Source organism: Paucidesulfovibrio gracilis DSM 16080 (genome assembly GCF_900167125.1).
Taxonomy (GTDB): Bacteria; Desulfobacterota; Desulfovibrionia; order Desulfovibrionales; family Desulfovibrionaceae; genus Paucidesulfovibrio; species Paucidesulfovibrio gracilis.
This window is the reverse complement of sequence record NZ_FUYC01000034.1, coordinates 1-13,382: the sequence shown is the minus strand read 5'-3', so window position 1 is coordinate 13,382 and position 13,382 is coordinate 1. Positions and strand designations below refer to the sequence as shown.

Sequence of the window (13,382 nt, the reverse complement as noted above, 5' to 3'; positions counted from 1 at the left end):
TCCGTGCTCTTCGGCACAAGCTTCAAAGGATACCAGTACGATCCAAAAGTGCTGGAAGACGGGGACTAGACGGCAAAAAGAAGGCCTTCGGCGACCAGGGGGCAAACCTTTCTGAAGAAAGGTTCTTCCCCCTGGACCCCCTTTCCAAAGACTTTTATTGGCTCCAGACCTGCGGTCTGTCGCGGGTAGCCGTTTTTTCCCTTTCCCCCTCCCCTTTTCCCCTCCCAAAAGAAAAGAACGGCCAACGCCGTTCTTTTCTTTTGGGGGCGCACCGTTGCCGCGAGTTTCGGGAGGGCGGAGCCATCCCGGAAATCGCGGCAACAGAACGACACGCCCCCGGCCGCGCGCAAGCGCGAGACCGGTAAATGGGGGTCCAGGGGGCCGCGGGCCTCCTGGCCGCCGGAGGCATTCTTGCTTCTTACACCTGGGAACTATTGTTTTGTTCTTCCTTGGCCAGGGTGCGTCTGGCCCAGAGCAGGGCGATGCCTGCGGAGCACCAGACGATGCCGAAGATGCCCCACCAGAGGCTGGTGAGTCCGAGGTGGAGTTGGAATATCAGCAGTGAGAAGAGCAGCCCGGGCAGCACGATTTGGCGCAGCAGTCCGAGCCAGAGTGCGAACATGGGCCGTTTCATGCCTTGGAGGGTGGCGGTACACACGAAGACGACCACGTATCCGTAGAGCACGAGAGCGTCCACGCGCAGGTAGTCGGCGCCGGCTTGTTGTACTGCCGGGTCGTCCGAGAATAGCCACATGAGTCCTGGTGCCAGGAAGTAGACGAGCAGGGTTCCCGGTCCCATGAGCCAGGCGCCGAAGCGCAGGGCGGTGTTCATGGATTCGCGGACGCGTTGGAGCTGTCCGGCTCCGTGGTTTTGTGCGGCGAGCGTCAGGGCGGCGATGTTCAATCCGATGGTGGGAACGAGGACGAGTTGTTCCACGCGCATGGCCGCGCCGTAGGCGGCTTTGGCTTCAGCGCCGAACTGCCCGACGAAGTAGAGAATGACGAACACGCCGATGCCGATGGTCACGGTATTGGCGCTGGCCGGGAGGCCTTGGCCGAGGATGGCGGTCATGGTGCGCGGTTTGGGCAGCAGGCATTTCCAGGTGGTCACCTGTAAAAATTCGGCGCGAATGGAGCGCCAGCCAATGTAGAGCACGCCGAGTCCCTGGATGAGCACGGTGGACCAGGCCACGCCCTGGACGCCCATGGCGGGCAGTCCCATGCCGCCGTGGATGAACCAGGGGTCGAGCAGACAGTTCAAGCCGAACCCGAAGATGAGGAAGTTGCGGTAGATGCGTGTGTTTCCCGAGGCATTGAGCGGGGCGTTGGCGAGCTGAACCATGAGAAAGAGGGGCGCGCCCAGAAAGATGGTATGCATGTAGTCTAGTCCGGCGCGCATCTCCTGCCCTTGGGCGCCCATGATGGCGAAGGCGGGTTCGGAGAGCAGGTGTCCGAGCAGGGTGAGCAGGATTCCGGAAAATACGGCCAGGCTCAGGCTTTGGCTGGCCAGGTTGCGGGTTTGTTGCAGGTCGTGTTTCCCCATTGCCTGGCCCATGAGGGCCGTGGCACCGGTGGCCAGGCCCGAGGCCACGGCAGAGATGAGGAAATAGAGCGGAAAGGACATGGACAGGGCGGAGAGCGCCTCGGTGGAGATGGTTCCGGTGAAGAACGTATCCACCACGTTGTACATGGTCTGGAAAAAGAAGCCCACGCTGGCGGGTACGGCAATAGAGCGCAACAATCCGGCCACGGGAGCCTTGAGCAGGTCGGGCTGTTGCGTGGATGAGCGGGGATGCGCGGACGCTCCCCTGGATGCATGTCGGGTCATTTTTCTTCGTTGCGGAATTGGCTTTGCAGTCCCACGGCTTGGTCCACGGGGAGCACAAAGGCGATTCCCGTGCCGGGTTCATGGAATTTTCCGGCCTGTTCCACGGCCTTGATGACCGGGGAAACCGTTTCTTCGTTGACGAGAAAGAGGATGATGTCGGTGCGCACGTCCAGGCAGAGGCCGAAGAAGGACTTGGCCTCGCGGATGCCTGTGCCGGATGCGGACATGATGGTGGCGCCGGTGGCTCCCACGGCCTTGGCCGCGTCCACCACTTTATCGGTCAGATTGGGCTTGACCATGGCCAGGATGCATTTGAGTTGCATGAGCGTTCTCCTGTGGTTGCCTGGTTGTCAGGCCGTTGCAAAAAAAGGCGTCGATGTTGCGGCAAACAATCTCGCCTGCCTGTTTGGGCCGTTGTGTTGCATTGCGGACTGGGGCTGTTGTTTTTGCAGGAGCCGTCCGAATGCGGGACGTTTTTTGCGCAAGGTCATGAGGCGACCTCGGGCGTGCCGGGCTGCTGGCGCAGGGCGCGTTTGCGGCGTTTATTGGTCACGAACTGGACGATCTGGGCATAGGCAAGCACCGCGATGATGGGAAAGAGACTGGCAAAGGCGATCAGCCCGAATCCGTCGAGCACGGGACTGCGTCCGGGTACGTTGGAGGCCAGTCCCAGCCCCAGCGCCGCCACCAGCGGAACAGTGACCGTGGATGTGGTCACGCCGCCGGAGTCGTAGGCCAGGGGGATGATCATGCGCGGGGCCGTGATGGTTTGCAGGGCCACGATGACGTAGCCGACCAGGATGTAGAGATAGAGCGGCGTTCCGGTGATGATGCGGAAGGTGCCCAAGGCGATGCCGATGGCCACGCCCAGGGCCACGGCCAGCCGCAGTCCCCAGGAGGAGATGGCTCCGCCCGAGGCTTCGGTGGCTTTGTGGGCCACGGCGATGAGCGACGGCTCGGCCACGGTGGTGGAAAAGCCCACGAGAAAGGCGAAAAGATAGACCCAGCCGTAGGCGGTCCAGTCGGCCACGGTGACATTGCCGGATTGGGCGGCCTCGGAAAGTTGCAGGGCCATGCTCCGGCCAACCGGGAACAAGGCGAGGTCCAGCCCGGCCAGGAAGCAGGTCATGCCCACGATGACCAGTCCGAATCCGAAGAGGATGCGTCCCGGCCGCGGGATGGGGCGGCGCAGCACCACCATCTGGAAAAAGACCAGCAGAGCGAGCACGGGGATTACGTCTCGCGCCGTGGCCAAAAGCAGCCCCAGAGGGGAAAAGATGATATCCATATGTTTGCCGTCCGTTGTTGTTTTGCTTTACGTCCGTCAGGCATGCATGAGGATGCCGAAAAGCATGACGAAGATCATGGGAGTGAGCGAGGCCAGCGCGATGAGTCCGAATCCGTCCGTGAGCGGGTCGCGGCCCCGGATGGTGCGTGCCAGGCCCACGCCCAGGGCGGTGACCAGCGGGACCGTTACCGTGGAGGTGGTCACGCCGCCGGAATCGTAGGCCAGCCCCACGATTTCCTGGGGGGCGAACACGGTCATGATCATGACCAGGATATAGCCGCCCACGATGAGCCGGGGCAGGGGCCAGCCGCGCAGAATGCGCAACACGCCGAACACGATGGCGATGCCCACGGAGAGGGCCACGGTGAGCCGCAGGTTCAGGGCGTAGCTGGTGAGCGTATTTTGATCCTGGGCGATGAGTCCTGCCTCGGCCACGGCGCGGGCGCCTTCCATGGTTACGGCGATGAGCGCGGGTTCGGCCACGGTGGTGCCAAAGCCCAGGGCAAAGGCAAAGACCAGCAGCCAGATGAGGCTGCCCTTGCGGGCGAATTCTTCGGCCAGTGTCTCGCCGAAGGGGAAGAGGCCCAGGTCCAGGCCCACCACGAAAAAGGCCAGCCCGAGAATGACCAGCACCAGCCCGGCCAGAACCTTGAGCGTATCGGGCAGGGGCTGGCGCAAAATCGCGAGTTGGAACACGGCAATGACCGTGACGATGGGGGCCAGATCGCGGCAGGCGTCCAGGATGGCCCGGCCCATGGCTTTGAGAAATTTATTGGGTATGGCGAAGGGCATAAAATTTTGTAGACGAAAATGCTTCGCCTTCGCAAGGCAAATCGGTGTTCCAGGAGGGAGGCAGAATGATTATGTGACGCAATCGTCATCTCCACCGGCGTTGGAGCGTGTATTCTTCCGTCGGAAAACTGTTGCGGCGGGGCGTGGCGTCGGAGCGTCATGCTCCCTCGTCCAAAGCTGTGCCGACGTGTTTGCCGGGGCATGGTCGGCATGGGCGGGTCGGTGTGAAAGTGAACAGCGATTACTTTTTCGACTGTACTTTGTAACATAGTTTGTTGTATACTGTAATGCCGTTGGAATCGTTTGACTTCGCGGGTCAGATGGTGCTAAGCATGATTTAAATCAATAGTAGTTACCATTGTCATAGATGATGTACTCCCGAGTGAGGTGCGCCGTGGCAACACCGGAAACCCTGGATCAGTCCCTGATGGTGGTGGGGATAGGCGCTTCGGCTGGCGGGCTGGAGGCGTTGCAACAGTTTTTTTCCAACATTGATCCCATTGAAGGAGTTTCCTTCGTTGTGGTGCAGCATCTTTCCCCGGACTACAAAAGTCTGATGCCGGAGCTGCTGGCCCGCAAGACGCGCATGCAGGTGCGTCACGTCGTTGACGGAGAGGAGGTGCTCCCCGGCGTGGTGTACATCCTGCCGCCGAAGAATAATCTGACCATGTATGCGGGCAAATTGTTCCTTACACCGCAGGAACCGCATTTGAATCTGCCCATTGATCTTTTTTTCCGTTCCCTGGCCGAGGATCGCGGCGAAAACGCCGTGGGCATTATTTTGTCCGGCACGGGCAGCGACGGCACGCGTGGTGTCCGGGCCATCAAGGAGCACGGCGGGCTGGTGCTGGTGCAGGAGGAGGAGAGCGCCACCTTCGACGGCATGCCCCGGAGCGCCATTTCCACGGGCATCGTGGATTTTGTTCTGCCCCCGGACCGCATGGCTGGCGAATTGCGACGGCTGGGAACCGGCTTGCGGACGCAGGAGCCGCGTTTTCCCAAGAGGGCGGCTGGTCGGCAGGACACCCTGGGTAAGATTCTGGCGTTGGTCAAAATCAAGAGCGGGCTGGATTTTTCCTATTATAAGGAAAACACGATCATTCGCCGCATCGAACGCCGCATGAGCATCAACCAGGTGGAAAGCCCGGAAGAGTATGCCGCGTATCTTGAAAAACATCCCGGCGAGATCGGAGTGCTGTATAAGGAGTTCCTCATCGGGGTGACCAAGTTCTTCCGTGAGCCGGAAGCGTATGAATGCATCGCCGAAAAGGTGCTGCCCGAGCTGTTCAATGCCAAGGATCCGCACGAACCGCTGCGGATTTGGGTGGCGGGCTGTTCCACCGGGGAGGAGGCCTATTCCCTGGCCATCACCGTGAACGAGTACCTGGCCGCCAATGAATTGAAGACCGAGTTGAAGATTTTTGCCACGGATATTGATCGCGACGCCCTGGCCGTGGCCGCGCAGGGAGCCTACCCCTTGAGCATCGCGGCGGACGCTTCCTTGGACCGTTTGGGACGGTATTTCTTTAAAAAGGGGGAAGTGTATCAGATTCAGCCGCACATCCGGAAACAGGTTATTTTCGCCTACCACAATCTGATCAAGGATCCGCCCTTTCCGCGGATCGACCTTGTGAGCTGCCGCAACCTGCTGATTTATCTCCAGCCGGTGCTGCAACGAAAAGTATTGTCCCATTTTCAATATTCCCTGGCCCCACAGGGGTTCCTGTTCCTTGGCTCCAGCGAATCCGTAGGGGACCACGCCAATACGTTTTTTCCGTTCGAAAACCGATGGAAGCTGTTTCGGTATCATGACGATGGTCGGCCGCGCATGCCCTTGCCGGTGAGCGGCGGATCCCTGTCGGTTCAGAAAGAGCAGATCGACATTTCAGCCACTGAGGGGGAAGCGGCTTCCCCCCCTCGGCCCGACGAGGGAGGGGACACGCTCACCACGCGGCTGCTGGAGCGGTGCATGCCGCCCACCCTGCTGGTGGGCCGCGATCGGACCGTGCAGCATATTTTTGGGGACGTGAACGAATTCGTGCAGATGCGTGCCGGACGCCCCCAGGCCGACGTGACCAAGATCGTGCGCGATGATCTGGCCATCCCCCTGAGTTCGGCGCTGCAAAGGGCGACCAAGGAGGGCGGCGACATCCACATTCGGGGTGTGGCTTACCACATCGGAGAGGAACGGCGGAGCGTGGATATCGTGGTCCGGTCCCTGGGCGGCGGGCATGGAGGCGGATACCTGGCGGTGACCTTCCAGACCGCCGAGAACGACGACATGCACCTGGAATCCTACGATCTCAAGGAAGGCGTGAAAACCCGCATCCGGGATCTGGAGCGGGAACTGCAATACACCAAGGAAAACCTTCAGGCCACCATCGAGGAGCTGGAAACCTCCAATGAGGAACTCCAGGCCACCAACGAGGAATTGCTGGCGGCCAACGAGGAGCTGCAAAGCACCAACGAGGAACTCCAGTCCGTGAACGAGGAATTGATCACGGTCAATGCGGAATACCAGAGCAAAATACAGGAATTGACCGAGTTGAACGACGATCTGGACAACCTCATGGCCAGCACGGAGGTGGGCACCATCTTTTTGGATCAGGCTCTGTGCATTCGCAAGTTCACCAGCGCGGCCACGGTCACCTTCAAGATCATTGATTCGGACGTGGGGCGGCCCATCAGCGATCTGAGCCACCGCCTGCAGTACCCGGAGCTGGAGGGCGACCTGCGCGACGTGCTGGGCCGGAACCGGGAACTGGAACGCGAAGTGCGGGACGAGGACGGCCGGTGGTATCTGGCCCGTCTGCTGCCCTATGCCTCGGGCTTGGATGACGGGGGCGGCGTGCTGCTGACCCTGGTGGACATCTCCCGCATCAAGCGGGCCGAAGAATCCACGCGTCGGGAGCATGATCTGCTTATCCGCATTCTGGATAGTTCGCCCATGGCCACCACCATGGTGGATAAGGATGGATTCATCTCCTATGCCAACCGTGCTGCCGAGGCCATTTTGGGCGTGAACCGGAAGGAACTGGCCGAACGCCGGTTCAACGACGGAACCTTTCACATTTTGGACTGCCGGGGCAATCCCGTGAAAGAGGAGGATCTGCCCTTCTCCATCATCAAGCAGACCGGAGACCGGGTCGTGAACGTCCGTCATGCCGTGCTCGGAGCGGACGGCGAGCGGATCTGCCTGTCCATTACCGGGAATCCGGTGTTTGATCGGCATGGCCGCGTAGAGGGCGCGGTATTCAAGTTCGAGCCGGTTCCGGACCTTGCGCCGCCGCAAACCAGTTGAGGAGCCACAGAAGATGACCATATCCAAGAAAAACGCCCCCCCATGGAATGACTTGCGCCGCCGGGCCGAGGCGTTGTTGCAGGACGGAGCCTGTAGCGGCGAGGCCGCCGGAGAATCCAGCCGGGAACAGCGGGAAGCCTGTGAACTGCTGCACGAATTGTCCGTGTACCAGGTGGAGTTGGATCTGCAGAACGAGGAGTTGCGCGAGGCCCAATTGCGGCTCCATGCCTCACGCGACCGATACCAGCAGATTTTCGACTTCGCGCCCATCGGCTATGTGGTGCTCAATGAGCGGGGCGTTATCCTGGAGGCCAACCACGCGGCCGCGGAGCTGCTCGGCGTGGCCCGCAAGCACCTCAAGGACAGGCCCATGATCACGGCCCTGCCTGCGGAGGAACACACAAATTTTTTTCGGCACCTGGCCAGGATTTTTGAAGGCCAGGCCGCGCAGCGGGAAGTGCGCCTTGTGCCGCGGCACGGCCGGGAGCACATCGTACGGCTCACGGCCCGGAGCGTGTGGGATGCGGAACTGGAATCGCACCGCTGCCTGTGCGCCATGGAGGACGTTACGGAGTTGCGGCGCGGGGAGAGCTGTCTGCGTGACGCCCTGGGGCGTGCCGAGGATGCGAACAAGGCCAAAAGCGCGTTTCTGGCCAACATGAGCCATGAAATCCGAACGCCGCTGAACGGTGTGCTGGGTATTTTGCAATTGCTTTCCCGCGCGGAACTGGCTCCTCGGGAGGCCGGGCTGGTGCACACGGCCGAGGAAGCCGGCATGGGCCTGCTCGAATTGCTCAACGACGTGCTGGAATTTTCCCGTATTGAGGCGGGCAATATCCGCCTGGAGGCGCAGCCCTTTGCCCTTGAAAATGTGCTGGGCGTGCTGGAACGCGTGTTTCGGCCCCAGGTGGAGAGCAAGGGCATTGAATTCGAGGTGCTACGGGATGCGGCCCTGCCGCGGACCCTGGTGGGAGAGCCGGGACTGCTGCGCCAGATTTTGTTCAACCTCGTGGGCAATGCCGTCAAATTCACCTCTCGGGGACGAATCGAACTGTGGGCCGGACCGCTGCCGGGAAAGGACGGTAAGGGGCGCAAACGTATTTTATTGACGGTTTCGGATACGGGCATCGGCATTCGGGACGAGGAGTTGGTTTTTGTCTGCGAGGAGTTCCGACAGGTGGAGCAGACCTACAGCCGACAATACGGCGGCGTGGGCCTTGGGCTTTCCATTGTCCGCAGGCTGGTAGCGCACCTGGACGGGACCATGGCCTTTGACAGCGATTCAGAGCGCGGCACCACCGTGTACGTTATGCTGCCCTTTGCTGAAAGCGCGGCCCGGCGACCCGCGGCAAAGCCACCCGTGCGCGCGGAAGCGCCCGACGGAGCGTCCGCCGAACCCCAGGGTCCGGAAAAGTCGGATCAACAGGCCGCGGGGTCTTCCGCCCATCTTTTGGTGGTGGAGGACGACAACATGGCCTTGCAGTTGTTGCGCCAGTTTCTGGGCGGGGCCGGGTTCACCTTTTCCCTGGCCATGGACGGGCAGGAAGCCTTGGACGCGCTGGAACGGGAGCATTTTGACTGTGTGTTGATGGATATCCGTATGCCGGTCATGGACGGGGTGGAGGCCACCCGACGCATTCGGGAATCGGGCAAGCCCTACGCGGACGTGCCGATTCTGGCCATGACCGCGTTCGCCTCCAGTGAGGAGCGGGAACACATCCTGGCGGCCGGGATGGATGGATACCTTGCCAAGCCCTTGGATCTGAGCGCTTTTTTGGCTATGATCAAGCAGTTGACACGAAAAGCGTGACGGTTCTCCGCCACGCGTGAACAAGGGGGGGGAAGTTCGTGCACAACGAGTATCCCCGATTCACGGGGAGGAGGGAGCTGCCGCGTGCCTTACGCGTAGGGGAGCAGGTTTGCGGTGTGCGCATCACGGCCCGGACCCACCGGGCGCCGCCGCTGCTTCGATTTCACGCCACGGACGGAAGCCGTCCCTGCCTTGTCAGTCAATTTCATTCATTGGACCCCGGTGCGTTTTTACGGTGGCAGAACGAGGCCCGGCATGTGCTGCTGCCCCAGTGTCGTGGGCTGCTCTGGCCGTTTTGCGAATGGTCGGGGGGTATGGTCTCGCTTCGGGCGCCGGTGTCCCCCTTGCTGCTTGCGGATTTGCCCTGCCATGACCCCTCGGTGGGCCTGGCCGTTGCCAGGGGGCTGGCCACGCTGCTGGCCCGGCTGCATGCCGCGGGGCATGTGCATTTGGGGCTGCATCCACGGTTTCTTTTTCATGCTCCTGGGCAAAAGGAAACCTGGCTGTCAGGATTTGGCCTGGCCCATCGCCGGGGCTGGGATGACCACTGGGCGGATGGGGCGCCGCCTATACCAAATGCGGCCTGGGCCGCTCCGGAACAGTTGCGCGGCGGGCGCGGGGATGAGCGGACGGATATTTTTGGTTTTGGTGCCGTGTTGTACTGGATGGCCACGGGACGCCCCCCGTTCGGGCCGATGCGGATCTGGCTGCGGGAGATGTTTCGTCCGGGTTGCCCGGCCGTGGGATGTGTGGGGCGCATTCCCTGGCCCAGGGAGGTGACCCGGCTGATGGACGGCTGTCTGGCACCGTGTCCCGAGGACCGGCCCGAGCTGGCCGAGGTGCTGTCCTGCCTTGGGGTGGATGCGGCACCGGACCGTGGGGCAGGCCGGCCGCGACCGCACGGGCCGGAAGCAAGGGCGCGCTCCAGTACCGGGGACCGCGCCAGGCGGGTTATGGTGTTTTACGGCGGCGGCTACGGCAGCCGGGAGCTTTTTCGCGAAGTGCAAACCCTGGCAGAGCGCGAGGAATGCCGTGTGCTCTTTGTGAGCATGATCCCGGCGCACCTGCCGGGTGGGCTGGTGGAGTTGTTTTCAGCGCGCCTGTTCATGGGCTTGGCCGAGGGGCTGGCCCAATGCCGTTCGCAGGGCATTTCGTATGGCCTGCGTCTGTTTCCACGGGTCGTTCCGTCCCGCATGGCTGAGCGGATGGTCCGATGCTATGCGCCGGACACGGTCTGGGTGGGGCGGCCCGCATCGGGTATACACGGCATTCGAGGGGGCGTGGTGCCTCGGCTGGAGCGCCTCGGGGTGAATTTACGGCTGGTGAAGCCCACGGCGTCGAACCGGAGGGGCTAAATGGCTTTTCACGACTTGTGATGAATCCAGCGTTCAAGAATTTTGCGGTATTCGTCGGTCTTCTTGAAGGCCTTCAGGGTGGCGGAAAACCGTTCCACCAGAGAGGCGGAAACAGTCTTACGGCTGAACATGGGATACAGGCGGCTGGTGGCAATTTCTTCGGGCAGCACCCGCAGCATGTTTTGCAGGTTCAGCTTCCGGGCCAGATACGCGCCGTTATATCGGTCGCAAATCAGGGCGTCGATGCGTCCGGCATCCAGACGCCGAAAGTTCAGCTCATCCGAGGCCACCGGAGATTGCCTGGCCTCGCCGTTCAGGAAGAGTACCACCTTGGAGGGGTAACCGTACCCGATGACCGTTCCCACGGTCAGACCGTGAAGCTCTTCCAGCCGCCGTACATCCTGGAGCTGCTTGTTGTCCTTTCGTACGTAGACCACCCAGCCTGAATCCACCAGGGATTCATTGGGATATCTGGCCCAGGCCAGACGTGCGGGGCGGTAGTCCGCAGTGAAAAGCACGTCCAGTTCCCCGGCGCGCAGCAGGTTCAGCCCGCGTTTCCAGGGATAGACCTCCAGGGAATCAACGCAGGCGTTGTCGAGCTTTTCCAGTACGCGCAGCACGATATCCGTGGACATGCCCAGGGGGATGCCGTTGTCGGAATATTCATAGGGCGGCCACTCGTCCATGCCCAGGCGCAGGCAATCCTGGGCCGCGGAGGGGCCGGGTAGCGTCAGCCCCAGCAAAAGGGCGAAGGTGCAAAGCACCCCAAGAATGCGAAACCGAGTGAACGGGTTTTCCATTCCATAAACATACATGGGGAGTGGGGTTCTGCCAAGGGGTAAAAGAGAGGGTGGCTTGGAATGCGCGGGGCGGCTCAGTCCCAGAAGGTTGCGTCCCCGGGGTGCAGAACAAATTGTCCGCAATCTGGGCAGGGTAGGGTACTTGTGCTCATGGGGTCGGGTACGGGCACCAGGGCCGTGCCGCAGTCCGGGCAGTGGTGCCGGGTTTCCCAGTGTTCCCGTGCGCCATAGAACAAACTGACGTACAGGCGTTCCAGAAGTTGGCCGCAGTCCGGGCAATGCATCAATCGGAATTCGAAATCCTCGGTATGATCGGGGTGTTTTTGCAGCAAGGTTTCCACAGCGGGGCGGGAGGATTGGTCCAGCAGGTGCAGGGCGTCACGAAGTTGCGGAGTGTTGCTGCCGATGCCCAGGCGGTATTGTCCTGACCAGCCGCATTGCTCGCAGAAGATTTCAAGACGGATTCCCATATTCCACTCGTTGGCTCCGGGCGGCCTGCATGGTGCGATGTCGGGCCGGAAGGCGATTCCACAGGGACGACGCGGGGTCGGCGTTGCATGCACAAAGCGGTACAACATTCCAAAATACCGAATAGTTGATTCTACATCTTCTTTCCAATCTTTTGTCAAGATGCGATTGTCTGTTTTCGTCCCTGTATTTCACGGAAAAATAATGTCGAGCCTATCGACCCGGGAGTATTGTGCAGCCGAATCCCCGAGGGGGCTTGTTCTGTTGCGGCCGCAAAGGAGGAGAAATGCCGGAACACGGAGATTGGGAAAATGCTCTTATCGGCAGCGGCGGCGGGCGGTTGACGCTGGTTTCCGCGGTGCTTTGTCTGTCCTCTGCCTTGGATATGGTGGCCCCGGTGGTGGCCAATCATCATCTCCGGGTCTGCCATGCGGCCGGGAGCCTGGCCGTGGAGATGGGACTTTCACAGCGGAGCGTGGAAGACGTCTGCCTGGCCTGCCTGCTGCACGACATCGGCGTGCTTTCATTGCGCGAGCGGCTCGACACGTTGGATTTTGATTCCAACGACAAGCACCATGCCGAATTCGGGTACCGACTTTTGCGCCAGTGGAAGGCGCTGGAAAAACCCGCGCTGCTGGTGCGCGCCCATCACGACGCCTATTGTGACAAGCGCGAGGGACTGGGCGGCCACATCATTCACCTGGCGGATCGTATCGACGTTCTGTTGGATCGCAGCCGTTTTGTGCTGGACCAGGTGCCGGATGTGACGCAGCGGATTCTGGCCGGAGCAGGGACCGAGTTTCACCCTGACGTGGTCGAGGCGTTCCGTGCTCTGGCCGGGCGCGATAGTTTTTGGCTGGACATGCATTCCCCGTCCATCCGGGCCATTGTGGAAAAGGAAACACCGCAGAGCCGGTTTCTTTCCATGGACGGGAGCAACATGGAAGCCGTGGTGGAATTCGGCAAGCTGGTGGCCCGGGTCATTGATTACCGCTCCCATTTCACGGCCACGCATTCTTCCGGGGTGGCGGCGTCTGCCGAGGCCTTGTCCCTGGCGTTCGATTTCTCGCCGCAGCGGGCTTCACTCATGCGCGTGGCCGGATATCTTCATGACCTTGGCAAGCTGGCAACGCCCAACGAGATTTTGGAAAAGCCCGGTCCCCTGACGAAGAGCGAAATGCGCATTGTGCGGGCGCATCCCTACCACACGTTGGGGCTGCTGGGCGGTGTGCCGCAGTTGGGGGATCTGGCGCGGTGGGCTGCCTTTCACCATGAACGGCCCTCAGGAGGCGGATACCCCTTTAATCTGGATCGTGGAAAGCTCAGCCGGGAGGCGCGGATCATGGCGGTGGCGGACGTTTTTACGGCCATAACCGAGGATCGGCCCTACCGCGCGGGCATGGAACGGGCGCGGGCCTTTGGTGTGCTCGGCAAGATGGCGGATTCCGGGACGCTGTGTGCGGAATGTGTGGATCTTTTACAGCAGAATTTTGATCAGGTGAACAATGTTCGGGCCACGGAACAGCAACAGGCGCGGCAGGTTTACGGAATCGTGGCCGATTAAGCTGTTCCCAAACGGCAATCTGCTTCGTTGCTGCAAAAAGCTCCACCCCTCGCGTATTGGGTATACGCGTCGGCCTGGAGTTTTTTTTGCGCCTCGCATCTCACCATTTGGGACCAGCTTGGGTGCATCCAAACGGCAATCTGCTTCGTTGCCGCAAAAAGCTCCCCCCTCGCGTC

Annotated in this window: 10 protein-coding genes; 4 read left to right on the top strand and 6 right to left on the bottom strand. The window is 61.2% G+C overall.

The genetic code is table 11. The features are described 5' to 3' along the window. Positions 1-418: 418 nt before the first annotated feature. The 4 genes from B5D49_RS14280 to B5D49_RS14265 form a co-directional block, all read right to left on the bottom strand. Positions 419-1,828, bottom strand: a complete 1,410-nt coding sequence (locus B5D49_RS14280; RefSeq protein WP_078718400.1) for an MATE family efflux transporter — start codon at positions 1,826-1,828, stop codon at positions 419-421. Next, complete coding sequence (locus B5D49_RS14275) at positions 1,825-2,151, bottom strand: P-II family nitrogen regulator (protein ID WP_078718399.1); 327 nt, start codon at positions 2,149-2,151, stop codon at positions 1,825-1,827. Before B5D49_RS14275 ends, B5D49_RS14280 begins: the two co-directional genes overlap by 4 nt. Before the next feature lie 164 nt (positions 2,152-2,315). Then, positions 2,316-3,116 carry a DUF1538 domain-containing protein gene (locus B5D49_RS14270; RefSeq protein ID WP_078718398.1) on the bottom strand — a complete coding sequence of 267 codons (801 nt, stop codon included), beginning with the start codon at positions 3,114-3,116 and terminating at the stop codon, positions 2,316-2,318. 36 nt (positions 3,117-3,152) lie between these two features. Beyond that, entirely contained in the window at positions 3,153-3,908 is a 756-nt protein-coding gene (locus tag B5D49_RS14265; RefSeq protein WP_078718397.1) for a DUF1538 domain-containing protein, read from the bottom strand. Between the two features lie 394 nt (positions 3,909-4,302). Here B5D49_RS14265 and B5D49_RS14260 point away from each other — a divergent pair, with 394 nt between their 5' ends. The 3 genes from B5D49_RS14260 to B5D49_RS14250 are packed head-to-tail and all read left to right on the top strand — an operon-like array spanning position 4,303 to position 10,374. Then, positions 4,303-7,209: a chemotaxis protein CheB gene (locus B5D49_RS14260; RefSeq protein WP_159447255.1), complete on the top strand. Its 2,907-nt coding sequence runs from the start codon at positions 4,303-4,305 to the stop codon at positions 7,207-7,209. A gap of 13 nt (positions 7,210-7,222) precedes the next feature. Next, the gene (locus B5D49_RS14255; RefSeq protein WP_078718395.1) at positions 7,223-9,019 is read left to right on the top strand and encodes a PAS domain-containing hybrid sensor histidine kinase/response regulator; all 1,797 of its coding nucleotides are present in this window, start codon (positions 7,223-7,225) and stop codon (positions 9,017-9,019) included. Between the two features lie 38 nt (positions 9,020-9,057). Beyond that, positions 9,058-10,374, top strand: coding sequence for a protein kinase (locus B5D49_RS14250; protein ID WP_144019529.1), 1,317 nt, complete (start codon positions 9,058-9,060; stop codon positions 10,372-10,374). 8 nt (positions 10,375-10,382) lie between these two features. On the opposite strand, the gene B5D49_RS14245 is transcribed toward B5D49_RS14250, so the two are convergent. Together B5D49_RS14245 and B5D49_RS14240 are read right to left on the bottom strand one after the other, a co-directional pair. After that, on the bottom strand, positions 10,383-11,189 hold the full coding sequence (locus B5D49_RS14245; RefSeq protein ID WP_078718393.1) for a substrate-binding periplasmic protein: 807 nt from the start codon (positions 11,187-11,189) through the stop codon (positions 10,383-10,385). Between the two features lie 59 nt (positions 11,190-11,248). Continuing rightward, a complete protein-coding gene (locus tag B5D49_RS14240; protein WP_078718392.1) occupies positions 11,249-11,644 on the bottom strand; it encodes a hypothetical protein in 396 nt (131 codons plus the stop codon). A gap of 284 nt (positions 11,645-11,928) precedes the next feature. On the opposite strand from B5D49_RS14240, the gene B5D49_RS14235 reads away from it, so the two are divergent. Further along, positions 11,929-13,206 carry an HD-GYP domain-containing protein gene (locus B5D49_RS14235; RefSeq protein ID WP_078718391.1) on the top strand — a complete coding sequence of 426 codons (1,278 nt, stop codon included), beginning with the start codon at positions 11,929-11,931 and terminating at the stop codon, positions 13,204-13,206. The last annotated feature ends 176 nt before the right edge of the window (positions 13,207-13,382 follow it).